The following is a 25,457-nucleotide window of genomic DNA, read 5'->3' on the forward strand; positions in this document are numbered from 1 at the left end:
ACCATGACGCAAACGGCCACGGCCATCGAACCGGCAGACTATCGCCGCGTGATGGGTCATTATCCCACCGGTGTGGCCGCGATCACCTCGACCGGGGCCGATGGCACGCCGCTGGTGCTGGTGGTGGGCACGTTTACCTCGGTTTCGCTTAATCCGCCGCTGGTGGGCTTTTTGCCGACCAGTACGTCGGCAAGCTGGCAGGCGATTGCCGCCACGGGCCGCTTTGCGGTCAATGTGCTGGGCAGCGATCAGGCGGCGCTGTGCGGCCAGCTCGCCGGGCGGGGCGACAAGTTTGCCGGGGTGGAATACACGCTTTCTGAAGGGGGCCTGCCCTTGCTGGCCGATGCGCTGATAACGATCGAGGCCGATATCAGCGCCACGCTGCCTGCGGGCGATCATGATTTCGTGCTGGGCGCGGTGCGGCGGATGAATGTGGCGCGCGAGGGCGATCCCCTGCTGTTTCATCGCGGAAATTATGGCGGTTTTGCCGCGCTGTAACGGCAAAAGGTCAGCGCCAATTTGAACCCATCTGGCGTTGCGCCATGCTGCTCGAATGCGCCAAACGCTGGTGCGGACGAGAAGAGGTGGCATGACGCGCGAACTGATAACTTTCGAAGTATCGCGGCAATTGTTCGGACTGGATATTGCCGCGATCCGCGAAATCCGCGCCTGGTCGCCGGTTGCGCGCTTTCCCGGCGCGCCTTCCTATATCGCGGGCATGGCCAATCTGCACGGCAACACGCTGCCCATCATCGATCTGGGCTCGCGTCTGGGCTGGGGCACGACCCAGACGACCGAGCGCCATGCCATCGTCGTGGTGCAGATGGGCGCGCTGATGGCCGGGCTGATCGTTGAAACGGTATCCGATCTGGTCAATCTGGCCGAGGAATCCTTGCAGCCGCCGCCCTGCCTGGGGGTGGAGGAGATGACATCCTTTATCGACGGGCTGGCGCCGGTGGGCAATCGCATGTTGCTGGTGCTCAATCTGGCGCAACTGGTCGGCCGCGACTGGTTGACGAGCGGGGAATAGATCCGCGACTTATTGCTGCCCCTACCTAAAGCCGGCTTGACGCCCGCCGGGCTTGTGAACAAAATCGCGCCTGTTCAGCCCTATCAAGGTCGCGGCGCCACCCCCGATGCCCTGGCCGAACCATCAGAGGATCGTTCATGCCCGCTCTCCGCCTCGACCGCCCCCGCCGCAGCGCGCTGTTCATGCCCGCCTCCAACCCCAAGGCGCTGGCCAAGGCGCGCGAGGTGGATGCCGACGTCATCATCCTTGATCTGGAGGATGCCGTTGCGCCCGAACAGAAGGAGGCCGCGCGCGAGGCTGCGGTGCGGGCGCTCTACACCGGCGGCTTTGGTCATCGCGAGGTGGCCGTGCGCGTCAACGGGCTGGACACCGATTGGGGGGCCGAGGATCTGGAGGCTCTGGCGCGCGCGGGGGCCGATGCGCTGCTGGTGCCCAAGGTTTCCAGCCCGCAGGACGTGCTGCGCTATCATGAGGCGCTGGCCGATGCGCCTTCGGATCTGCAACTGTGGGCGATGATCGAGACGGCCGGATCGGTGCTGCGGCTCGACGCCATCGCCTCGCTGGCGCGGCAGACGCGATTGGCGCTCTGGGTGATCGGGCCCAATGATCTGGCCCGCGAATTGCACGCGCGGCCCGATGCGGGGCGGACCTTCCTGCAACCTTTCCTGTCGCTGGCCGTGGCGGCGGCGCGGGCGCATGGCCTGTCCATTCTGGATGGCGTATGCAATGAATTCAAGGATATGGACATCTTCCGCGCCGAGGCGGCGCAGGGTCTGATGTTCGGTTTCGATGGCAAGACACTGATTCATCCCGCCCAGATCGCGCCTTGCAACGAGGTGTTCAGCCCCTCGCCTGCCGAGCTGGAATGGGCCGGGCGGGTGATCGAGGCTTTTGCCCTGCCCGAACATGCCGGCAAGGGAGCGATCAAGCTGGACGGGCGGATGGTCGAACTGCTCCACCGCGATCAGGCGCAGAGCCTGCTGGCCATGGCAAGGCGGATTGCCGCGCGCGGCTAATGGCGCAGCGAAGGGGGATTCGGACCGTCCTTCGCACCTGCGGCATGGAAAGCCTTCAATGCATTGGTGAATCCTTTCGAAACTGACCTATGTATTAACACTTTTTGCGTAGAATCACTCGGTCTGGATCAACAAGAGTGGGCCTGCCGAGCGTGCCGATACCAAGAGTGACCCATTGGCTGCTTAGCACCGGCGAGAAAGTCTCGGCGCCCATCGCCGCACAATTGGCCAATGGCCTGTTCGGATCGCTGCCGATTTTCATCGGCGGGGTCATCAACAGCGTGGCTGTGGCGGCGGTGGCGGCGGGGCGGATGCACACCGCCCCCTTCATCGGCTGGATGGTGTTCGAGGCGGTGCTGGGGCTGGTGCGGATCGGCGTGGTCCAGTCCTCGCACAGCGCGCCGCCCGAAAAGCTGGAGCGGCTGCGCCATCTGGCCAGTCTGCTGTCGGTGGCATGGGCAGCCTCGGTGGGCATCGGCACGCTGCTGTGCCTGACCAGCGGCGACTGGGTGCTGGCCACGATTGCCTGCCTGTCGACCGCGGCGATGGTCTGCGGCATTTGCCTGCGCAATTTCGGCACGCCGCGTCTGGCCGCGGTCATGACTTTTGCCGCGCTGGCCCCCTGTGCGGTGGGCGGGTTGATGACGCAGGAGCCTTCGCTGCGCATCATCAGCGTGCAATTGCCGATCTTCATGACCACGATCTTTTCCGCCTCTTTCGGACTGCACCGGATGCTGGTTTCCTGGATGACCACCACGGCGGAGCTGAAACGCAGCAAGGCGCTCAATGAAACGATCCTGCAGTCGAACCCCGATCTGACGCTGATTCTGGACGAGAACCATCAGATCATTTTCAGCAACCGTATGCCCGAACAGCTCGCCTGCCAGTCGGCGCTGGTGGGGCGCGATTTCTATTCGGTGCTGGAGGAAAAGGATCGCCCTGCGGCGGCGGCGGCGCTGGCGCGCGCGCAGCGGGGCGAATTGTCCAGCTTCACCACATGCTTTACACGCCCCTCGGGCGAGAAACTGTGGTTTGACACGGTGGTCAACGAAACCTCGGACGCCTCGGGCCGGTTTATCGTGGTGGCCCGCGACATCACCCGGCAAAAGCATTCCGAAGAGCGCGCGATCTGGATGGCGCATCACGATACGCTGACCGGCCTGCCCAATCGTGCGGTGCTTCAGGAAAGGCTGGATGCCGCGCTGGTGACGGGCGATGGCGCGCACGAATTGAGCCGCGATGATAGGGTCGCCGGTCATGCGCTGCTGATCGTGGATGTCGATAATTTCAAGGCGATCAATGATACGCTGGGCCATGACGGCGGTGATGTGCTGCTGCGCGCGCTGGCGGCGCGGCTCTGTGCGGCGGTGGGGCATGGCGATCTGGTGGCGCGCACGGGGGGTGATGAATTCGCGCTGATCGTGGCCGCAGGCGATGCCGAGGCGCTGCATAGCATCGCGGCGCGGATCTATGAGGAATTGCGCGAACCGATCCTGCATGGCGACCGCGTGATGGAATGCGGCGCCAGCATCGGGGCCAGTTTCATCCCGCAGGACGGACCGGGCCGGTCCGAGGTGATGAAGGCGGCCGACATTGCGCTCTATGCCGCCAAGGCGGCGGGCCGGGCACAGATGAAGATCTTCGAGCCCGCGATGATGGACGAGGTCGAGCGCCATCAGGCGATGATCACCGCCGCTCGCTTTGCCCTGAAGCGCAAGACCATCGTACCGCATTACCAGCCCAAGGTCTGTCTGGGCGGCGAAGGGCGGGGTGACGGGCGGATTGTCGGTTTCGAGGCGCTGCTGCGCTGGCGCGACCGCGACGGGCATGTGCGCGGCCCCGATGCGATCAAGGCCGCCTTCAACGACCCGATCCTGAGCGTGGCGATCAGCGATTACATGCTGGAGATGATCCTGAACGATATCGAAGGCTGGGTGGCGGCGGGCGTGCCGTTCGGCCATATCGCCGTCAATGTGACCAGCGGCGATTTCCGCCCCGGCGGCATTGTCGAAACCGTGCTGGACCGGCTCAAGGCCCGCGACCTGCCCGCCTCATGCCTGCAGATCGAGGTGACCGAGGATGTGTTCCTCGACAAGGGGGCGCTGGATGTCGAACGCGCGCTCAAACGGCTGAGCCACCACGGGTTGCGCATCGCGCTCGACGATTTCGGTACCGGCTATGCCTCGCTCTCGCATCTCACCCAGTTTCCGGTGGACCTGCTGAAAATCGACCGCTCCTTTATCGGCCAGATGGGCGCCAAGGGCGATGCCGAGGCGATTTCCTCGATCGTCATCAATCTGGGCCATTGCCTCGGGCTGGAGGTGATTGCCGAAGGGGTGGAAACGATCCAGCAGCAGGAACAACTGATCGCGATGGGCTGCGATACGGGACAAGGCTATCTCTACGCCCGGGCGATGCCCGCCACCGAAGTGGCCGCACATGTGCGCGAGCATGAAACCGCCCGCGCCCTGCTCCACCTGCGTCAGGCCTGATTGCGGCTCTCGCCCACCACTTGCCAGATGGCGATGAACAGCGCGGCGATCACCGGCCCCATGACAAAGCCGTTGAAACCCATCAGTTCAAACCCTCCCAGCGTGGTGATCAGCACCACATAATCAGGCACCCGTGTGTCGCGCCCCACCAGGATCGGACGCACCAGATTGTCGACGCTGCTGATCACGAAAAAGCCCATCGCCGCCAGCGCCGCGCCTTGCCACACCGATCCGGTGGCCAGCAGATAGACCGAAACCGGTACCCAGACGAAGCCCGTGCCCACCGAGGGAAACAGCGAAAACACTCCCATCGCCACGCCCCACAGCAAGGCTCCCGGCAGGCCAAGCACCCAGAAGCTCAAGCCCCCGATCGTACCCTGCAGCACGGCGACGATCAGGCTGCCCTTGATGGTGGCGCGGATCGCCTGAAGGAATTTGGCGATCAGCAGATCGGTCATCGCCCGCTCCAGCGGCACTGAACGCGCGATCTTTTCGCCCAGCGCCCGCCCGTCGCGCAGCAGGAAATAGGCCAGATAGAGCATCACGCCCAATTGCAGGAACAGACCCAAGGTGCTCTGCCCCAATTGCAGCAGTTGCGGGCCGACATTGCGCAGGAGGTCGCCCATCTCGCGGCTCAGCCAGCCCCGCAGGTCGTCCAGACTGGCCAGCCCGGCGACCCCCAATTGCCCCTGCAGCCAGTGCGGCATCCGCGTCTGCAGCCCGGCCAGAAAGCGCAAGGGGTCGATCTGGCCCGATTCGATGCGGGCATAAAGCATCCCGGCCTGTTCGATCAGCGCCGCCCCCAGCGCCAGCGCGGGCAACACCACAACCGCCACCACCACCAGCAAAGCCATCGCCGCGCAGCGATCCGGATGGCCCGGCATCGCACGCATCAGCCGTTGATAGAACGGATCGAACAGCACCGCGACGATCACCGCCCAGAGCACCGCCCCCCAAAAAGGCACCACCAGCCAGCCGAAAGCCAGCGAAACCGCCACCACCAGCCCCAACAGAAACATGCGCGCCGGTTGCATCTGGCGGTTCTCCCGATTGACCAAGCCCCTATGCATAGCCTGCCCGGGGCGCAGGGCAACAGGGTGATCGGCGTTTAGCCAGACTTGGGCGTTCAACAGATTTCCTTGAATGTCTATTTTTAAGATTGAGATTAGAAGCGAGTCAACTCTACCTAATTGATAGAAATTAATAGGACGAGCATCACAGGGGGGACATTCGCATGAGGCCCGCGCCCGGCTCCGGCCGGAATGCCTGATGCGCATTCCCGATCACCATCACTTGAACGCGCGTGCCGCGTTGCAAAGGTAAAGGATCGAATATGAAACTGCGCCAGATTTTCCTCACCAGCGTGGCCAGCGCCGGACTTTTCGCCAGCCCGGTCTTTGCCGAGGATGCGGCCCCCGCCGCAGAAGCCGCCGCCGATCAGGTGCAGGCCGAAGCCCCCGGCGACATCGTCGTCACCGCGCGCCACCGCAGCGAATCGGCCCAAAGCGTGCCTCTGGCCATCTCGGTGCTGGGCGGGCTGACGCTGGAGCGGACGGGCGCGTTCAACGTCAATCGGCTGCAGCAGTTGGCCCCCACTTTGCAGTTCTATTCCTCGAACCCGCGCAATTCGGCGGCCAATCTGCGCGGGCTTGGCGCGCCCTTCGGCCTGACCAACGATGGCATCGAACAGGGCGTAGGCATCTATGTCGATGACGTTTACTTCAGCCGCGCGGCGGCCAGCACCTTCGACTTCCTCGATGCGGGCCAGATCGAAGTGCTGCGCGGGCCGCAGGGCACGCTCTATGGCAAGAACACCACCGCCGGCGCGATCAACATCACCAGCCGCGCGCCCACCTTCAACTTTGAAAGCCGGGGTGAAATCTCCGTCGGCAATTACGGCTATCGCCAGTTGAAGCTGGCCGTGTCGGGGCCTTTGTCGGAAACCGTGGCGGCGCGCATCGCGGTGTCCTCGACCGGGCGGGGCGGCACGATCTATAACACCACGACCAAGAGCTGGGTGCAGTCGCAGGACAATCTGGGCCTGCGCGGGCAAATCCTGTGGCGCCCCTCGGCCACGGTGGATGTCACGCTGGCGGCGGATTACAACGAGCAGAACCCCTCGTGCTGCGCCACGGTCTATTACGGCTATGGCAGCACCCAGCGCTCATCCGCCCGCCAATTCCCGGCGCTGGCCAATCTGCTCGGCTATACGCCCGCCAGCACCAATCCCTATGCCCGCGTAACCGACCTCGACAGCGAATTGCGCGCCACGAACCGTATTGGCGGCGCCTCGCTCAAGATTAAGACGCAGGTCGGCGCAGGGACCTTCACCAGCATCACCGCATGGCGCTTCTGGGACTGGAACCCGTCGAATGACCGCGACTACACCGGCCTGCCGATCACCACGCTGAGCCAGAACCCGACCAAGCAGGAACAGTACACGCAGGAATTCCGCTACAGCCTCTCGACCAGCAAGTTCGACTGGAACGTGGGCCTCTTCGCCTTCAATCAGGCCGTCCACACCACCGGCACCCAGCAGCAGGGCAGCGCGGCGAGCCGCTTCCTGCTCTCGTCCACCCAGATCAACGCGATCTGCCCCACCGGCTCCTCGGCCACCTGCGTGCCCGACATTCTCAACGGCCTGACCGCCAAGAATGACATCCGCCTCAACAACACCAGCCTGGCCGCTTTCAGCCAGTTGAGCTGGAAGGTGACGGATCGTTTCACCATCCAGCCGGGCGTGCGCCTGAACTATGACCAGAAGAAGGGCTGGTACAATTCGGTCGTGAACAATTCGGCCGGGACGCAGATTTTCCCGTCGTCGGGCACGGGCGCCAATTCGCTGCTGGGCGCGCAGGCGGGCGTGCTTTCGTCCCAGCAATTCCCGGCGCGCTATTCGGCGTGGAATTTCAGCTATGATCTGACGCTGTCCTATGCGCTGGCCCGCGATGTGCGCGCCTATGCCACCTATGCCAAGACGTTCAAGTCGGGCGGGGTCAACCTGAACGGCGTGCCCTCGGACGCCAATGGCCAGCCGATTCTGGCCGCCGCCACAGTGAAGCCCGAAACGGTCAACCATTTCGAACTGGGCTTCAAGAGCCAGTGGCTGGACCGTAAGGTGACGGTCAATCTGGCCGCCTTCCGCACCACCATCGACAATTTCCAGGCGCAGGTGACCAATGGCGCGCTGGGCGTGCTGCGCGGCTATCTGGCCAATGCCGAACAGGTTCGCACGCAGGGTCTGGAAGGCGATTTCTCGGTGCGCCCGAGCGACCGTTTCAGCGCCTATCTGAATGCCGCGCTGACGGATGCGAAATATCGCAAGTTCACCACCGCCCCCTGCCCGCCCGAACTGTCGGGCGGCACCACCGTCACCGGCACGCAGACGCCGGGCGCGGCGGGTGTACCAGGCGCGCTCAGCCCGGCCAGTTGCGACATTTCGGGCCAGCGCCTGCCGGGCGTGTCGAAATATGCGCTGAGCTGGGGCGGCGAATATAACGTTCCGGCCCAATTGTTCGGCAAGGATGGCGAGGTCTATGTCGGCTATGACGCCTCCTATCGTTCGAGCTGGTCGTCCAATGCCTCGGCCTCGATCTACACCTGGGTAAAGGGCTATTCGCTGCACAATTTCCGCGCAGGCTGGCGTCAGGATCGCGGGATCGACATCTATGGCTGGGTCCGCAACGCCACCGGCATCAATTATGTCGAGATGCTGACCGTGGCCAGCGGCAACACGGGCCTGATCGCGGCCAACCTTGGCGATCCGCGCACCTATGGCGCGACGGTGAAGTTCGAATTCTGATAAAGCCTCCGGCGCGGGCCGTCCGCCCGCGCCGGATCGCATCAGCGATAGATACGCTGATACCGCGCGCCCAACTGGGTCAGGATTTCATAGGCAATCGTGCCCGCCTCCTGCGCCACAGCCTCAATCGGGCGATGCGGGCCGATGATCTCGACCAGTTCCCCCTCGGCCAGCGCGCCCTCGGGCAAGGCGGAAGCATCGACCACCGTCACATCCATCGACACCCGGCCCACGATGGGCAATGTCGCGCCCTGCGCCCACACCGCGCCCCGGTCCGACAGGCTGCGCGGAAAACCATCGGCATAGCCGATCGAGAGCAGCGCCAGCCGCGTTTCACGCGGGGCATGCCATGTCTGGCCATAGCCCACGCCGGTCCCGGCGGGCACAGTGCGGGTTTGCAACACGCGGGCCTGTAATCCCACCACCGGGTGGAACGGCTCGGCCCGCCCATCGGCAGGCTCGGCGCCATAAAGGCACAGGCCTGCCCGCACCAAATCGCCATGCCAGGCCGCGCCCAATTGCACTCCGCCCGAATTGGCAAAACACCGCGCCACGCCCGGAAACAGTGCGGCAGCGGCCTCAAACCGCGCCAATTGCACGGCATTCTCGGCCCGATCGGGTTCATCGGCGCAGGACAGATGGCTGATAATCGCCAGCAAGGGCACAGCGCCGCGAAATTCCGCATCGCCCGCCAATACGACCGCTTCTTCAAAACCAAGCCCATGGCGCGCCATGCCGGTATCGACCTGAAGCATCGCCGGGCGGCCAAAGGCCTGCCATCGCCGCGCCTGCGCGATACTGTTCAGCACCGGCGTGATTCCCGCATCGGCGGCAAAAGCCTCTCCACCCGGATGCAGCCCGTTGAGCACCGCCAGCAAAGCGTCATCCGGCACCAGCGTACGAATGGCCAGCGCCTCAACCAGATTGGCGACGAAAAAAGCACGGCAACCCGCCGCTGCCAGCACCGGGACCACCTGCGCCGCGCCCAGACCATAGGCATCGGCCTTGACCACAGCGGCGGCTCGCGCGGGCGCAACCTCGCGCGCCACGCGGCGCCAGTTTTCCACCAATGCATCAAGATCGATTGTCAAAACCCCCGGCGCGGGGGCCATTTGCGCCTGCACTTGCCTGTCACTCCAGTTGCACGCGCCCTGCTGGACCACAGGGGGGCAAAGCGCAACCGGCTTTGTTGACAAGGCCCGCAATTCCATATTGCAGCGCACAAACCTTTCGCGCACACTCCCGTTCATGATCACAGCTGGCCTGCACCACCTCACCCGCTATCGCTACAGCAAACCGATCCGTTTGGGGCCGCAGGTGATCCGCCTCCGTCCCGCGCCGCACAGCCGGACGCTGGTGCCCAACTATTCGCTGAAGATCAGCCCGGAAAACCACTTTCTCAACTGGCAGCAGGACCCGCATGGCAATTGGCTGGCGCGGCTGGTTTTTCCCGATCCGGTCGATCATTTCAGCATAGAGGTCGATCTGCTGGCCGATATGGTGGTGATCAATCCCTTCGACTTCTTTGTCGAGGATTATGCCGAGGAACGCCCCTTTGCCTATGATCCGGCGCTGAAAGAGGATCTGGCCGCCTATTTCGATGTCGAACCGCAGGGCGCCCTGTTCGAAAAGCTCTATGAACGCTTTGCCGATGTGAAGCAGCGCACGGTCGATTTCCTCGTCGATGTGAACATGGCGGTCTATCAGGCGGTCAATTACGTGATCCGCATGGAGGCCGGGGTCCAGGAACCGGAGGAAACGCTGGAGATCGGTTCGGGATCGTGCCGCGATTCGGCGTGGTTGCTGGTCAATCTGCTGCGGCGGCTGGGTTTTGCCGCGCGCTTTGTCTCGGGCTATTCGATCCAGATGACGCCCGATGTGATCCCGGTCGACGGGCCGAAGGGCGTCTCGCAGGATGTCTGCGATCTGCATGCCTGGGCCGAGGCCTATGTGCCGGGCGCAGGATGGATCGCGATGGATGCCACCAGCGGCATGTTGGCGGGCGAAGGGCATATCCCGCTTTGCGCCACGCCGCATTACCGATCCGCCGCGCCGATCAGCGGGCTGGCCGAACCGGCCGAAGTCGATTTCCATTTCGAGATGGGCGTCCACCGCATCCATGAAGCGGTGCGCATCACCAAGCCCTTTACCGACGAACGCTGGGACGCGGTGCTGGCGCTGGGCGACAAGGTGGATGAGGACATTGCCGCGCAAGACATGCGCCTGACCATCGGGGGCGAGCCGACCTTTATCGCGGACGGCGATTTCGAGGCGCCCGAATGGAACAGCGACGCCGTCGGCCCCACCAAGGCCGCCTATGCCGACCGGCTGATCCGCCGCCTGCGTGACGAATTCGCGCCCGGATCGCTGCTGCATCACGGGCAAGGCAAATGGTATCCGGGGGAAAGCCTGCCGCGCTGGGGCTATTCGATCTATTGGCGCAAGGATGGCGTGCCGGTGTGGCGCGATGCGACGCTGATCGCGGGCGAGACCTTGCCGCGCGAAACGCTCCCGCCCGAGGTGACACCGCAAAGCGCGGAGCAGGTGATGCGCGGCATTGCCGCCACGCTGGGTGTGGATGAGGAATTTGTTCAGCCGGTCTATGAAGACGCGGTGGAATGGATCGTGCGCGAGGCGCAATTGCCCGACAATGTGACGCCCGATGATCCCGAACTGGAAAATCCGGAGGAACGCGCCCGCTTCATGCGCACGTTCCAGCGCGGCCTGAACAAGCCGGTCGGCTATGTCCTGCCGGTCCAGCGCTGGTGGCAGGCGGCGCATCAGCCGATCCGGCGCTGGCGGTCGGAAAAGTGGCGACTGCGGCGCGGGGCGCTGTATGCTGTGCCGGGCGATGCCGCGCTGGGCTATCGCCTGCCGCTTTCCTCGCTGCCCCATGTGGCAGCCTCAGACTATCCTTTCATCAACCCGCAGGACACCGCCGCCCCGCTCGCGCCCTTGCCCGATTTCTATGGTCTGGCGGCCGAGCGCGAAGCTGCCGCCCGGACGCAGGGCGCGTTTCAGCGCGTATCGGATGCCCCCAGCAAGGCCAGCGGCAACACCTATGTCGAACAGGTCGCCATCGAAGGCGTGGTGCGCACCGCCATCACGGTCGAGGCGCGGCGCGATCACCTCTGCGTCTTTATCCCCCCGGTCGAAACGCTGGAGGACTACCTCGACCTCATCGCCACGGTCGAGCATGTGGCGCAGGAAAGCGGGCTGCCGGTGCGGATCGAGGGCTATCCTCCGCCCGCCGATCCGCGCCTGATAGTGCTGAAGGTCACGCCTGACCCCGGCGTGATCGAGGTCAATATCCAGCCCTCGGCCTCTTGGCGCGAATCGGTGCACATCACCGAAACGCTCTATGATGTCGCGCGCGAGGTCGGGCTGACGGCGGACCGTTTTATGGTCGATGGCCGCGCGGTGGGCACCGGCGGGGGCAATCATATCGTGCTTGGCGGGCCACGCCTGCTCGACAGCCCGTTCATCCGCCGCCCCGATCTGCTGAAATCCTTCGTCACCTATTGGCAGCGGCACCCCTCGCTCTCCTATCTGTTTTCGGGCCTGTGCATCGGCCCAACCAGTCAGGCCCCCCGCATCGACGAGGCGCGCCATGACGGGCTGTACGAGCTGGAAATCGCGCTGGCGCAGGTGCCCGGCCCGGAGCAGCCGCAACCGCTGGCATGGGTGGTCGATCGCCTGTTCCGCAATCTGCTGGTCGATGTGACGGGCAACACCCATCGCACCGAGATCTGCATCGACAAATTGTTCAGCCCCGATGGCCCCACGGGCCGCCTCGGTCTGGTCGAATTTCGCGGTTTCGAGATGCCGCCAGGCGCGAAAATGAGTCTTGCCCAGCAATTGCTGATCCGCGCGCTGGCCGCTTGGTTCTGGCGCGAGCCGCAGGGCGGGCCGCTGGTGCGCTGGGGCACGCAGTTGCACGACCGCTTCATGCTGGGCCATTTCGTCTGGGCCGATTTCCTCGATGTGCTGTCGGATCTGCGTCGTGCGGGCTATGATTTCGATCCCGTGTGGTTCGAGGCCCAGCGCCAGTTCCGCTTCCCCATCCACGGCACGACCGAGGGCGGCGGGGTGCAACTGGAAATCGCCCATGCGCTGGAGCCGTGGAATGTACTGGGCGAGACGGGTGCGATCGGCGGAACCGTACGTTTTGTCGATTCCTCGACCGAGCGTTTGCAGGTGCGCGCGACGGGCCTTGTGGCCGGACGCCATATCATCACCTGCAACGGCCGCCGCATTCCCATGAACCCCACCGGCACACCGGGCGAAGGCGTCGGCGGCGTGCGCTACAAGGCGTGGTGGCCGTCTAATTGCCTCCATCCCATGCTGCCGCCCCATGCGCCGCTCACCTTCGACATCTATGACACATGGAACCATCGCAGCCTCGGCGGCGCGGTTTATGAGGTCGCGCATCCGGGCGGGCGCAATTACGATACAGTGCCGGTCAACGCATTCGAGGCCGAGGGGCGGCGCAAGGCGCGCTTCTTCGACATCGGCCATACGCCGGGGTTTCAGCCCGCACCCGCGCAGGAGTGGCACGGCGAATTTCCGATGACGCTCGACCTGCGCCGCCCCGGCTGGCTGGGGTAACTTGGCCACCCGTGCGCCCCGCAAGGCCCAGCCGGTGGACTGGCTGAAGGACTATCCGGTCGACGTGGATGCGGGCGACCTGTTTCGCCATGCCCCGCCCGAGGTCGCCGCCAAATGGCGGATGATGGCGGACGGGCTCCATACGCTGGCGCAGGATTCGGGCCTGTCGGCGCAGGAATTGCTGGCGCGCCAAATCGCCGACATGGGCATGAGTTTCCGCATGACCGGCGATGCGGAGGAGCGCAGCTGGCCCCTGACGCCGATGCCGCTGATTGTCGGCGCGCAGGAATGGGCCAAGGTCGAGGCAGGGCTGATCCAGCGTGCGCGCCTGCTCGAAGCTGTGGTGGGCGATATTTACGGCCCGCAGGATCTGGTGCGTGAAGGACATATCCCCGCCGCCGTGGTTGCGGGCAGCCGCTATTTCGCCCGCGCGATGGGCGGGGTTCTGCCGCGCCGGGGCCATTATATCCATGTTTATGCGGTCGATCTGGCGCGCGGGCCGCACGGGCAATGGCGCGTGCTGGGCGATCGGCTGCGGCTGGCCAATGGTGTGGGCTATGCGCTGGAAAACCGGCTGGCGCTTTCGCGCGGGACGGGGTCGCTGCTCTCGGACATTCACGCGCGGCGGCTGGCGGGCTTCTTTGGGCAATTGCGTCAGGGGCTCTCGGCCGATTGCCCCCGCGAATCGCCGCGGATCGCGCTGCTGACGCCGGGGCGGTTCAACCAGTCCTATCCAGAACAGGCCCATCTGGCGCGCTATCTGGGCTTTCCTCTGGTCGAGGGGCGCGATCTGACCGTCATCGACGGCAAACTCTATGTTCGCACCATCGGCGGGCCAAAGCGGGTCGATGCGCTGTGGCGCTGGATCGACACCAATTCGCTCGATCCGCTCAATTTCGATGCGCGCTCGACGATTGGCGTGCCCGATCTGGCTGATTGCTGGACCGGCGGACAAGTGGCCATGGCCAACTGGCCCGGCGTCGAGGTGGTCGAGGCGCCCGCCTTTGCCGCCTTCCTGCCGCGCCTGTTCCAAACCCTGCTGGGCGAGGACCCGCTGCTGCCCAATGTCGCCACATGGTGGTGCGGGGGCGAGGCCGAGGCGGATCTGGTGCGCGGGCGGCTGGATGAATTGATGGTGGCTCCCGCCTTTGGCCAGAGGGTCGAGGGGCTGGCCGCAGTGCAGCCCGCCCACGGCGCGCAATTGACGCTCGAGGCGCGCGAGGCCCTGCTGGCCGCTATGGCACGCCGCCCGATGGATTATTGCGCGCAGGAAATCATCAACCTGTCCACCACGCCCGCGCTGATCGACGACCGGTTCGAGCCGCGCCCCTTCACACTGCGCGCCTTTGTCGCGCGCGGGGCCGATGGCGAATGGGTGGTGATGCCGGGGGGCTTTGCCCGCCTGTCCTCCTCGGGCAAGATCGCCTCGACGCTGATGGGCGAAGGCGATCTGTCGGCCGATGTCTGCGTGGTGGACGAGGCCGATGAGGAGCGTTTCAGCCGCGTCACGCTGACCGGCGCGCCTGCGATCCGGCGCGATGGCGGCGTCTTGGCGGCGCAGGCGGCCGACAATCTGTTCTGGTTCGGCCGCTATGGCGAGCGCGCGGAAATGACGGTGCGCGTGGTCCGCTCGATTCTGGGCGGAGGTATCGAAGTGGACGCGGGCGCCAGCGGCCATCCCGAGGTGCGCACAAGGCTGGTGGATCTGCTGGCCAATTGGGGGGCGCTGTCCGCCGATCACAACGCGCTTTCGCCCGCCGAGGCCTGCCGCGCGGCGCTGGTTGAGAATGTCCTGCCGGGCGGGGTGGCGGCGCTGCTCAACACCCAGCGCAATGTGGGCCAATCGCTGCGCGACCGTTTCGCGCCTGATTTCTGGCGGATCGCCAGTCGGCCTTTGCCGCTGCTCGATTCGCATCGGCCCGGCGTTCTGCTGCGCGTGGCGCGTGAACTGGTCGAGCGTTTCGCCGCGCTTTCCGGCCTTGGCGCGGAGGATATGGTGCGCGGGCCCGCATGGCGTTTTCTCGACATGGGGCGTCGCATCGAGCGCGCCCTTTCGCTGTGCCGCATCGCGCGTCAATTGGAGGGCGCGGGTGAGGAGAGCGACCGGCTCAACACTCTGCTCGACATTTTCGACAGCCAGATCACCTATCGCTCGCGCTATCTTTCGGCGCCGCTGCGCGATCCGGTCTATGACCTCCTGCTGCTCGACCCCGACAATCCGCGCAGCCTTGTCCATCAGGTGCAGGCCATTGAGCGCCATATCGTCGCCCTGCCCTCGCTGCGCGAGGATGCCTTGCCCGAAGCACCGCTGCGCGAGGTGCGCGCGGTGCTGGCCCCTCTCATCAGCCTGACGGTCGATCAATTCGACGGGCCGCGCATGGCCGAGATCGAAATGCGGCTTCAGGCGCTCTCGGATTCGATTTCCGCGCGCTACTTCCTGCAATTCGATGCGGCGGTCGCGGGCCGCACGCCGCTGCAAGGCTGACCCTTTCATGCGCTATCGCATCCATCATACCACCAGCCTGCGCTATGACGGCGTGGTGCGTCTGGCGCGGCTCAACCTGCGGTTGAAACCGGCGCTCTGGCCGGGGCAGCGGGTAGAAAATTTCGCGCTGAAACTCGACCCGCCCCCCGCCGAGATCGAGGCCGGGGATGGCCCGTGGATTGTCCACCGCCACCGCGTGATCCTGCGCGAAGCGCTTTCAGAGCTGAGCATCGAAAGCCGTTTCGATATTGAGGTGAGTGAACCGGCCCTCTCGCCCGATGACGCAGGCGCCCCCGATATTGGCAGTATCCGCGCCGCTGCGCTGACGCTGCCCGATCTGTCGCCGATGGGCCCGGCCTCTTACCTCTTCGCCTCACCCATGGCCCCGCCATCGACCGCGATTGCCGAGTGGGCCGCCCCCTTTTTGGCCGCCGATCAAAGCGTGCTGGCCGCAGGTCACGCATTGATGAAGGCCATCCATGAGAGCTTTGCCTATGACGGCACGGCAACCAGCGTGACCACCACCGCTCAGGACGCCTTTGAACAAAAGCGCGGCGTGTGTCAGGATTTCGCCCATGTGATGATCGTGGCTGCGCGGGCGCATGGCATTCCGGCGGCCTATGTCAGCGGCTATCTGCGCACGCTGCCCCCGCCGGGCCAGCCGCGTCTGGTGGGGGCCGATGCGATGCATGCCTGGGCCGCGCTGTGGTGTGGTCAGGCCATCGGCTGGGTCGGTTTTGATCCCACCAATGACGTGCTGGCCGGGACCGACCATATCTTTGTCGCGATGGGGCGCGATTATGCCGATATTGCCCCGATCGACGGCGTGTTTCTGGGCGGCGCGGGGCAAAACCTGTCCGTGTCCGTCGATGTCGAACCGGTGGAAGACTGATGCGCGCGGCTTGACTTGCATGATGCCGGGTCCATGCATAGCGCGATGGAGAGCATTCCCCGACGCGATCTGCTGACCGGCCTTGGCCTTGCCGGATTGCTCCTGCCCGAGGCGGTGGCCTATGCCGGGATGGCGGGGCTGGCGCCGGGACGGGCGATTGTGGCGGCGGTGGCGGGCGCGCTGGCCTATGCGGTGGTCGGGCGCAGCCGATATGCGGTGATTGCGCCCACATCTTCGTCGGCGGCCATTCTGGGCGCGGCGCTGATCGGGCTTTCGGCCGAGGGCTTGGGCGATAAGGGCGCAGCGGCCACAGCGCTTGTGGTAATGACAGGGCTGATCTTTGCCGCGCTGGGTGCGTTCCGGCTGGGCAGTTTGGCCGGTTTCATCTCGCGGCCTGTGCTGCGCGGCTTTGCGATGGGATTGGCGGTCACGATCATGGCGCGCCAATTGCCGCATCTGTTGGGGATCAGCGTGCCGGGTGCGCCGATGTGGCGGCTGCTGGGCGAAATCGCCATGGCGCTGCCCCGCACCAACTGGCCCAGTCTGCTGCTGGGGCTAGGGGCGCTGGCGGCGCTGCTGGCGCTGCGGCGAGCGCCGCGTTGGCCCGGATCGTTGATGGTGATCGGCGGCGGGCTGCTGCTGGGCTGGTGGCTGGACCCGGCGGCATGGGGCGTGGCGCTGGTGGGTCAGGTGGCGCTGACATGGCCCGATTTCGCGCTGCCGCCCTTGGCGCTGCTGCCGCGTCTGGCCCAGATCGCCGCGCCGGTCGCGCTCATTCTGTTTGCCGAAAGCTGGGGGACGATGCGCAGTCTGGCCTTGCAGAATGGCGACCGGGTCGATGCCAACCGCGAGCTGAGCGCGCTGGGTCTGGCCAATCTGGCCGCAGGGCTGGCGCAGGGCATGCCGGTGGGCGCGGGCTTTTCGGCGGCCAATGCCAATGCCTCGGCGGGCGCGCAGAGCCGATGGGCCGCGATTGTGGCGGCATTGGCGCTGCTGGGCCTCGCGCTGTTCGCCGCGCCCGCCATCGGGCGCATTCCCGAGCCGATCCTTGCCGCCGTGGTGATCGCCGCGCTGACCCATGCACTCCATCCCGCTCCGATCCGGCGCCTGTTTCAGATTCGGCGCGATGGCTGGGTGGCGGTGGCCGCCGCGGTCGGCGTGCTGGCGCTGGGGGTACTTAACGGGATGCTGGCGGCGATTGCGCTGTCCATCGCCATGCTGCTTTATGATCTGGCCCATCCCTCGATCAGCACGCTCGGCCAGGTGGGCGATAGCCATGATTACGTGGATATTGCCCGCCATGACGATGCCCGCGTGCCTGCCAATATCGCGCTGTTTCGCCCCAATGCGCCGCTGTTTTTCGCCAATGCGGAAAGTGTGCTGAACCTGATTGCGGCGCGGGCGGCGGCATCGGGCGCGCCCGTGGTGGTGCTTAGCCTTGAGGAATCGAACGATCTGGACGCGACCGCCATCGACGCGCTGGGCGAATTCGTGCTCGACCGGGCGCAGCATGGGCAGCGCGTGCTGCTGGCCCGCGCGCATGACCGGGTGCGCGATGTGCTGGTGGTGGCGGGCATGGCGCAACTGGCGCAGGATTCGACATTTTCGGTGGCCGACGCCGTGGCGCGGGCGGGGGCATCATGGCGGGATAGCGCCATCTGAGGGAAAGGAGAGCTGCGTTTATGGCCATGAACCACCCGGTCCAGCCGGTCCTCAATCCGGTCCGACTGCGCGATCTGCGCCCGACGCAAATGACGGTGGGAATGGCCGAAGTGCGCGACAAGCAGCAGCATTGGCGTCAACAGAAAGAGGCCGGACAATGGCTGGGCCAGCATCTGATCCCGGTTGTGCATGGTCCGGGCGACACATGGTGGGTGATCGACCATCACCATCTGGCCCGCGCGCTTTATGAGGAAGGCGTCGAGGAAGTGCTGGTTTCGGTCGAGGCGCGGCTGGGCAAGCTGAGCAAGAAGCGGTTCTTTTCAGTGATGGACTATAACAACTGGCTCCATCCCTATGATGACAATGGCAAAAGGCATGACTGGTCAGATCTGCCGCGCCATGTGGGCAAACTGGCCGATGATCCGTTCCGATCGCTGGCAGGCGCGGTCCGGCGCGGGGGCGGCTATGCCAAGACATCGACGCCCTATGCGGAGTTTTTATGGGCCGATTTCTTTCGCGACCATATAAAACGCGCAAAACTCGAAGAAAATTTCGCTGCTGCGCTGGCCAAGGCGCTGAAATTGGCCAATAGTCCCAACGCGGCCTATCTACCAGGCTTTGCCGGTCCGGAAGGATGATGACACGATGAAAGCTCTGCAAGCCTATTTCGCCCAGACCGGCGGGCCTGAAGTGATCCGCTGGCACGAAGTCGATCTGCACGAGCCGGGCCCCGGCGAAATCCGCGTGGTGCATGAGGCGGTGGGGCTGAATTTCATCGACACCTATTATCGCTCGGGCCTCTACCCCTGCCCGCTGCCCTCCGGATTGGGCAGCGAAGCGGCAGGCGTGGTCGAGGCGGTGGGGCCGGATGTGGCGGCCTTCAAGCCCGGCGACCGCGTGGCCACCTTTGGCCCGGCGCTGGGCGCCTATGCCACGGCGCGGATAGTGCCCGCCTCGGGATGGTTCCGCATCCCCGATGGCATCAGCGCACAAACGGCGGCGGCGGCCATGCTCAAGGGCTGTACGGCCGAATTTCTGGTCGAGCGCGCGGTGGCATTGAAGGCAGGCGAATGGGCGCTGGTCCATGCGGCGGCGGGCGGCGTGGGGCAGATCCTCGTGCAATGGCTCCATGCGCTGGGCGTGCGGGTGATTGGAGTGGTCGGGTCAGAAAGCAAGGCGGCCATGGCCAGCGAGGCCGGGGCCGAAACCGTCCTCCTGTCCGGCTCGCCCGATGTGGCGGCGCAAGTGCGCGAGATCACCGGCGGCATCGGCGTTGCGGCCAGTTTCGACGGCGTGGGCGCGGCGTCTTGGCCGGTGTCGCTGGCCTCGGTCCGGCCGCGCGGCACCATCCTGTCCTTCGGCAATGCCAGCGGGCCGGTGACAGGGGTGGCGCTGGGCGCCTTGGCCTCGGCGGGCTCGCTCTATGTCACGCGGCCTCGGCTGTGGGACTATTACGCCACCCCGGCGGAGAGCGCAGCGGGCGTGGCGCGCCTGTTCGAAATGCTGGAGAGCGGCGCGGTCAAAATGCCGGTGGGGCAAAGCTTTGCCCTGACCGATGCCGCCGATGCCCATCGCGCGTTGGAGGGGCGCCAGACGGTAGGGGCGAGTGTTTTGGTGCCTTGATGGGGCTTGATGGGGGGGCAGCAAGAGGCCTCTGGCGGGCAAAGGGCCCCCGCCCCTTTGCCCGCCAGAGGCACCTTCCTAAACCCTCAAGCCTTCTGCGACCGCAGCAGCATGGCGCCAAAGCCAACAAACACCGTGCCCGTCACGCGGTTGAACCAGCGCTGGGCGGCGGGGCGCCGCAACCATCCGGCAAGACCCCTGCCGCCGACGGCATAGGTAAAGTAGCAGAAGGTCTCGATCACGACGAAGGTGCCGATCAGGATGGAAAGCTGGATCGCCTTGGGCTGCGCCGGGTCGATGAATTGGGGCAGGAAGGCGGCGGCGAAGAGCAGCGCCTTGGGGTTCGAAATGGCGATGGTAAAGCCCCCGCGATAGACCGCCCAGCGCGAAAGGCCGGGGCGTTCAAACTCGACCGCTTCCTCGGCCTCATCGGTAACGGGCGCTCGCCATGCCTTGATGCCCAGATAAACCAGATAGGCCGTGCCCACGAGCCGCAGCACCTCGAATGCCCCGGGCAGCGCGAAGAGCAGCGCGGTCAGGCCAAGCGCGCTGGCCGTCATCATCACCACCAGCGCGCTCATGCAGCCAGCCATGGCCGGAAACGACCCACGCAGGCCCAGCTCGACGCTGCGACTCATGATATGGAGCATGTTCGGCCCCGGCGAGGCGCTGATGAGAAACACGGTGAGGCAATAGAGCCCCCAGAGATGCAGGTTCATGCCATTACTCCCCCCAAAACACCCAAGGCAGCCAGAGCGATTCCGGCAAGACCGAGGCCTGCGCCCAACCAAAGGAACAGCCGGGCCGCCATGATCTGCGACAAGGCCAGCAACAAAATGCCCAGCAACAGCGTGCTTTCGGCGAGACCAAGCTGGCCGCTGCGCTCCGCCGCAGAGGATGCCTCCGCCCGCAGGCCTGCGATCCGCGTGGCGATGGCGTCAATGCCGGGCGCGCGCGGACCGCCCGGCTGAGCGCTCAGCTTGCCCTGACGCAGCACCGCCGCCTCGCCCAAGGCGCCTGCGCGCACGTCGCCGTCCAGCCCGCCTTGATTGGCCTGCGCGATCAGCATCGTCTCACGCGCCTTCATCGCCTCGACCATCGTGGTGGCGTCTGCCGCGGCAAGAGCGGCCTGAATGCCCTCGCGCTGCGCCGAAAGCATGGCGATATGGATGATGCCCGAAAGCACCACGGCCAGCACGATCAGGGCAACACTCAGCGGAGAGGATTTCGTCTCTGTCATATCCGTGACTTAGCCGGGTGGCGGAAAAAAGAAAGGGGGCCGTTCTGGCCCCCTCCCCCTTGGTTCGGATCGGCCGGATCAGGCGGCCGCGCGGCGCTCCTGCGCCTCGCTGTTCAGTTCCTCGGCCAGCAGGAAGGCCAGCTCGATCGACTGCGCACCATTGAGACGCGGGTCGCAATGCGTGTGATAGCGATCAGCCAGCGACGCATCGGTCACATCGATCAAACCGCCCGTGCATTCGGTCACATTCTTGCCGGTCATCTCGATATGGATGCCGCCCGCATGGGTGCCTTCGGCGCGATGCACGGCAAAGAAGTCGCGCACTTCCTTGAGGATACGCTCGAACGGACGGGTCTTGTAGCCGCTGTCCGACTTGACGACATTCCCGTGCATCGGATCGGACGACCACACCACCGGATGACCCTCGGCCTTCACCGCGCGCACCAGAGCGGGCAGATGAGCCTCGACCTTGTCATGGCCGAAACGGGCGATCAGCGTGATACGGCCAGCTTCGCGCGCCGGGTTCAGCTGATCCAGCAGACGCAGCAGCAATTCAGGCGCCAGCGACGGCCCGCACTTCACGCCGATCGGATTGCCCACGCCGCGCAGGAATTCGACATGCGCGGAATTGTCGAAGCGCGTGCGGTCGCCAATCCACAGCATATGTGCCGAGCAGTCATACCATTCGCCGGTCAGCGAATCCTGACGCGTCAGCGCCTGCTCATAAGGCAGCAGCAGCGCCTCATGGCTGGTGTAGAAATTGGTGCCCTGAAGCTGGGGCACGCTCTGCGGATCGACGCCGCAGGCCGCCATGAAGTCCAGCGCCTCGCCAATCTTGTCGGCCATGGCGCTGAAACGTTCGCCCCAGGGGCTGTGGTCGAGATGCTCAAGCGTCCACTTGTGCACCTGGCGCAGGTTCGCATAACCGCCGCTGGCAAAGGCGCGCAGGAGGTTGAGCGTTGCCGCACTCTGGCCATAGGCCTGAAGCATACGGTTCGGGTCATTGCGGCGCGATTCCGGCGTGAAATCGCTGCCGTTGATGATGTCGCCGAAATAGCTGGGCAGCTCCAGATCGCCCAGTTTCTCAGTCGGCGCGCTGCGCGGCTTGGCGAACTGGCCCGCGATGCGGCCCACCTTGACCACCGGCTGCTTGCTGGCAAAGGTCAGCACGACCGCCATCTGCAGCAACACGCGGAACGTGTCGCGGATCGCGTTGGGATGGAATTCGGCAAAGCTTTCCGCGCAATCGCCGCCCTGCAGCAGGAAGCCCTTGCCCGCCGACACCTTGGCCAGCTCAGCCTTGAGCGCACGCGCCTCGCCCGCAAAAACCAAGGGGGGAAAGTTGGCCAGCGTCTGCTCCACCCGGCCGAGTTCTTCGGCGTCCTGATACACGGGAAGGTGCCGCGCCTCGCGGGTCTTCCAGCTTTCCGGGGTCCAGTTGCTTGCCACTTTTCCTTACTCCACACGCCGCATCACACTACGGCCTTGACGAAAGATGTACCATTTAGTACATACTACGAAACAGATCCTGTCCTCTGCCGTGAATCCCAAGATGTGATTCTGCCTGGCGCCAGACAAGGTTGCTGCCCATACAGGTCTATTCGGCACATGGATAGCCGCTCTTTTCGATCAGATTGAACGGAAATTCCCGCGATGGAGAGCATGAATGCCCCCATCGCAGGCAGAATTTCGGCCTATTTACGCTCCGGCACAATCGCCAGACGGAAAGCGCGATCCTTGATCAGCCAGCGCGCCGCCAGCGCCTGCAGTTCCTCGGGCTTCACATTGACATAATCGGCCATCAGTCCGCGCACCTGCGCATAGCGGCGCGGGTCCTGCGTGGCGCCCTCGATCTGGCTCATGAAAAAGGCGGTGCTCGACGAGGCGCGCGCCACCTGCTGACGCAGAGGCTCGGTCACCAGCGCCAGTTCGCTGGCCGGGATCTTGCGCGTGGCCAGATCCGCCGCGATCCGGTCCACCGTTTCAAAGAACAGCGGCACCATCTGCGGCGTCACCTGCGCGCTGGCCGAGAGCGTGCCGCCGCCGGGCAGGTCGATGGGCCAGTCGGCCGACACCTGCGGCGCATAGGAAGCCCCGCTCTTTTCGCGCATCGCGGCCAGCAGGCGGTTGGCGAAGACCTGGCTGAGCACTTCGAGATGGCGGCTCTCGCTCAGCCCCTCGACCCCGCCGCCGGTCGGCCATGTCACCACGGCGGCGGCCTGATTGGCATCGCCCTCATGGGTGACAACCACCGGCTGCGCGCCGGGCCGGGCGAAGGCATAGCCCTTGGTCGTGGCCGGTTGCAGGGGCCCTCGCGGCGCCAGCGCGCCAAAGGTCTTTTGCAGCGCTTCCATGCCCTTGGCGCTGTCGAAATCGCCAAATACCTGCACCTCGATCGGCCCCTGCGCCAAAATCGGCGCCCAGACCTGACGAAAGCCCTCAGGCGTCACCTTGTCCAATTGTTCCGGCGTGGGCACGGCAAAGCGCTCGTCATTGCCGCGCTGCAGATAGCGCAGATCGCGCTCCATCACCCCTTGCGGGCTGGCGGCATAGGAGGAAAACTGGATCTTGCCCGCCGCGCGCGCGCGCAGCAAGGGCCCCGAATCCCAACGCGGCATCGCAAATTTGGCGGCGAACAGATAGAGCTGATCCTCCAGATCCTCCGCCCGCGTTTCGCCGGTAAACTGGAAAGAGCCGTCATCGATGCGGAAATCAAAGCCCAGCTTGCGCCCTGTCGAAATCCGGTCCAGCTCCTCCTGACCCAGCGGCCCCTCGCCCGAGCTGACCAGCGCCAACTGGCCCAGCGTGGCATAGGCATTGTCGGTGGGCTTGAACGCCTGCCACCCGGCGCCAAAGCGGACCTTGACGATTACCCGGCCCGGATCATCCTTTGTAGGCCAGAACTGCGCCTTCACCCCATTGGCAAAAGTCAGCTCCTGCACATCCAGCATACCGGTCGGGCGTACCTCTGGCGGGGCCGAGGGTGCGCCGATAGCGGGCAATTGCGCAAAGCTGATCGGCTTTTGCGCGGCGCGGGCGCGTTCATCGGGCACCGCCTTGGTCAGCAGCGCAGCGCGCAGGTCCTGCGGGCTGACCTCGCTCTTGTCCGGCGTGACATAGAGCGAGCGGATCACCCTGCCGGCAAACAGGCTGCGCGCGTGCTGCTGCACCGCCTGCGGGGTGAAAAGCGGCATCGACTGCTTAAAAATATCCTGCACCACGGCCGGAGAGGCGACCGTCTCGTGAATATCGACCGCCTGCACCAGATCATCGGCCAGCTTGCCGCCCGGAAGAAGGGCGCGCTGCTGGACCTGCGATTCGAAAACCACATTCATTTCGGCAGCTTCGCGCGCGATGTCCTCGACGCTGGGCGGGCGGTCGAGCATATCGGCAATGATCCCGCGCACCTCCGACAGCGCCCCGCGCCAATTGCCGTCCAGCGGCGAGACGGTGACGAATGTACCATCAACGGAGCGCGATTCATTTTCCTGATCGACCCGCGCCGAGAGGAAATTGCCGCCCGAACGCGCCCGCGCCTCCAACCGGCGGTTGAGAATCGCCAGCGCCAGCTGATCCAGCATCAACCCTTGGTTATAGACCACCGTATCCTGCTTTTCATGCCAGGGGCGCAGCACGGCATAGATCAGCGAACGCGGCACGGTCGGCTCGATCAACACTTGCGCGGCGCCCACCGGATTGGCCGGATCGGCGCCCGCAGGCGTGGTGGGCTCGCCGAAATCAGGGTCGGGCGTGGCCGGTCCGCTTGCCTTCCACTCACCGAACCATTTGGTCACCAATGCGGCGGTAAGGCGCGGATCGGCATCGCCCGCCACCACCACCGTCACCTTTTCCGGGCGATACCAGCGCTGGTGAAAGGCGCGCAATGCGTTCTGGCGCGCACCGTTGATCGTTTCGACATCGCCCACCGTGACATGCGAGGCCAGAGGCTGACCTTCGGCCATCAGCTTGCGCATGGCGATCATCAGGCGTTCGGCCGTGCCGCCCCTCTCGCGCTTTTCCGCCAGCACGATGGGGGCCTCGATACGAATATCGTTGTCCGACAGGTTGGGAGCGAACACCATGCCCGAAATCAGCTTCATGCTCTCATCCAGCGTGGCGGGTGAGGCATCGGGCAGGTCGATTTTGTAGGTGGTGGCCGTCGGTGTGGTTTCGGCATTGGTGTCGCTGCCGAATGTCGCGCCAAGGCGCTGCCATGTCGGGATCGCCGCGCCCTGAGGCAGATAGCGGCTCTGGCGGAATACCAGATGTTCGATCAGATGGGCAAAGCCTGCCTCCTGCGGCTTTTCATGCATCGCGCCCACATCGACGCGCACGCGGATCGACACCTGTCCGGGCGGCACCTGATTGTTGCGCACCGCCCATCGCACGCCATTGTCCAGCACGCCGAAATACCATTCGCGATCATGGGGCACATCGCTGCCCTTATAGAGCCATGGCGCATCCTGCGATGGCAAGGGCGGCAGCACCGAGGCGGTGCGGGCCGAGGACGTCTGAGCGCCGATCAGCGCCAGCGAGATGACAAGCGAAAGCAGGCGGGGGGCGCGGGAGAAATGGCTCATAATCCAAGCTATAGGGAGGCCCATCCT

17 protein-coding genes are annotated in these 25,457 nt (G+C 65.2%); 11 read left to right on the top strand and 6 right to left on the bottom strand.

Annotated elements, in window-relative coordinates:
• Window positions 1–3: 3 nt before the first annotated feature.
• From FHW92_RS12930 to FHW92_RS12945, 4 genes are all read left to right on the top strand, one after another.
• On the top strand, window positions 4–498 hold the full coding sequence (locus FHW92_RS12930; RefSeq protein WP_168603694.1) for a flavin reductase family protein: 495 nt from the start codon (window positions 4–6) through the stop codon (window positions 496–498).
• 91 nt (window positions 499–589) lie between these two features.
• Window positions 590–1,030, top strand: coding sequence for a chemotaxis protein CheW (locus tag FHW92_RS12935; protein WP_168603695.1), 441 nt, complete (start codon window positions 590–592; stop codon window positions 1,028–1,030).
• Between the two features lie 137 nt (window positions 1,031–1,167).
• On the top strand, window positions 1,168–2,046 hold the full coding sequence (locus tag FHW92_RS12940) for a CoA ester lyase (protein WP_246870144.1): 879 nt from the start codon (window positions 1,168–1,170) through the stop codon (window positions 2,044–2,046).
• Between the two features lie 167 nt (window positions 2,047–2,213).
• Entirely contained in the window at window positions 2,214–4,538 is a 2,325-nt protein-coding gene (locus tag FHW92_RS12945) for an EAL domain-containing protein (protein ID WP_168603696.1), read from the top strand.
• Here the strand turns inward: FHW92_RS12945 and FHW92_RS12950 are convergent.
• Complete coding sequence (locus tag FHW92_RS12950; protein ID WP_168603697.1) at window positions 4,529–5,572, bottom strand: AI-2E family transporter; 1,044 nt, start codon at window positions 5,570–5,572, stop codon at window positions 4,529–4,531. The two genes, FHW92_RS12945 and FHW92_RS12950, sit on opposite strands and share 10 nt — an antisense overlap.
• Before the next feature lie 299 nt (window positions 5,573–5,871).
• On the opposite strand from FHW92_RS12950, the gene FHW92_RS12955 reads away from it, so the two are divergent.
• Window positions 5,872–8,340 carry a TonB-dependent receptor gene (locus tag FHW92_RS12955; RefSeq protein ID WP_168603698.1) on the top strand — a complete coding sequence of 823 codons (2,469 nt, stop codon included), beginning with the start codon at window positions 5,872–5,874 and terminating at the stop codon, window positions 8,338–8,340.
• A 41-nt stretch (window positions 8,341–8,381) separates the two neighbouring features.
• Here FHW92_RS12955 and alr read toward each other — a convergent pair whose 3' ends face one another.
• On the bottom strand, window positions 8,382–9,431 hold the full coding sequence (gene alr, locus FHW92_RS12960) for an alanine racemase (protein WP_246870145.1): 1,050 nt from the start codon (window positions 9,429–9,431) through the stop codon (window positions 8,382–8,384).
• A gap of 157 nt (window positions 9,432–9,588) precedes the next feature.
• On the opposite strand from alr, the gene FHW92_RS12965 reads away from it, so the two are divergent.
• From FHW92_RS12965 to FHW92_RS12990, 6 genes are read left to right on the top strand one after another with little or no spacing between them, the layout of a single operon-like run.
• Entirely contained in the window at window positions 9,589–12,948 is a 3,360-nt protein-coding gene (locus FHW92_RS12965) for a transglutaminase family protein (RefSeq protein ID WP_168603699.1), read from the top strand.
• 1 nt (window position 12,949) lies between these two features.
• A complete protein-coding gene (locus tag FHW92_RS12970; RefSeq protein WP_246870146.1) occupies window positions 12,950–15,433 on the top strand; it encodes a circularly permuted type 2 ATP-grasp protein in 2,484 nt (827 codons plus the stop codon).
• A 7-nt stretch (window positions 15,434–15,440) separates the two neighbouring features.
• Window positions 15,441–16,325: a transglutaminase family protein gene (locus FHW92_RS12975; protein ID WP_168603700.1), complete on the top strand. Its 885-nt coding sequence runs from the start codon at window positions 15,441–15,443 to the stop codon at window positions 16,323–16,325.
• A gap of 33 nt (window positions 16,326–16,358) precedes the next feature.
• Window positions 16,359–17,987, top strand: coding sequence for a SulP family inorganic anion transporter (locus FHW92_RS12980; RefSeq protein ID WP_246870147.1), 1,629 nt, complete (start codon window positions 16,359–16,361; stop codon window positions 17,985–17,987).
• Window positions 17,988–18,007: 20 nt separating this feature from the next.
• The gene (locus FHW92_RS12985; protein WP_210428492.1) at window positions 18,008–18,625 is read left to right on the top strand and encodes a ParB-like protein; all 618 of its coding nucleotides are present in this window, start codon (window positions 18,008–18,010) and stop codon (window positions 18,623–18,625) included.
• Between the two features lie 7 nt (window positions 18,626–18,632).
• On the top strand, window positions 18,633–19,610 hold the full coding sequence (locus FHW92_RS12990) for a quinone oxidoreductase (RefSeq protein ID WP_168603701.1): 978 nt from the start codon (window positions 18,633–18,635) through the stop codon (window positions 19,608–19,610).
• An 86-nt stretch (window positions 19,611–19,696) separates the two neighbouring features.
• On the opposite strand, the gene FHW92_RS12995 is transcribed toward FHW92_RS12990, so the two are convergent.
• The 4 genes from FHW92_RS12995 to FHW92_RS13010 form a co-directional block, all read right to left on the bottom strand.
• Window positions 19,697–20,329 carry a LysE family translocator gene (locus FHW92_RS12995; protein WP_168603702.1) on the bottom strand — a complete coding sequence of 211 codons (633 nt, stop codon included), beginning with the start codon at window positions 20,327–20,329 and terminating at the stop codon, window positions 19,697–19,699.
• Window positions 20,326–20,850, bottom strand: a complete 525-nt coding sequence (locus FHW92_RS13000) for a DUF4337 family protein (protein ID WP_168603703.1) — start codon at window positions 20,848–20,850, stop codon at window positions 20,326–20,328. The genes FHW92_RS12995 and FHW92_RS13000 overlap by 4 nt, the downstream gene beginning before the upstream one ends.
• 78 nt (window positions 20,851–20,928) lie before the next feature.
• Window positions 20,929–22,299 carry a 3-deoxy-7-phosphoheptulonate synthase class II gene (locus FHW92_RS13005; protein WP_168603704.1) on the bottom strand — a complete coding sequence of 457 codons (1,371 nt, stop codon included), beginning with the start codon at window positions 22,297–22,299 and terminating at the stop codon, window positions 20,929–20,931.
• Between the two features lie 245 nt (window positions 22,300–22,544).
• Complete coding sequence (locus tag FHW92_RS13010; RefSeq protein WP_168603705.1) at window positions 22,545–25,430, bottom strand: M16 family metallopeptidase; 2,886 nt, start codon at window positions 25,428–25,430, stop codon at window positions 22,545–22,547.
• Window positions 25,431–25,457 lie beyond the last annotated feature (27 nt).

It is taken from the genome of Novosphingobium sp. SG707 (assembly GCF_012275515.1).
In the GTDB taxonomy this organism is placed as follows: Bacteria; Pseudomonadota; Alphaproteobacteria; order Sphingomonadales; family Sphingomonadaceae; genus Novosphingobium.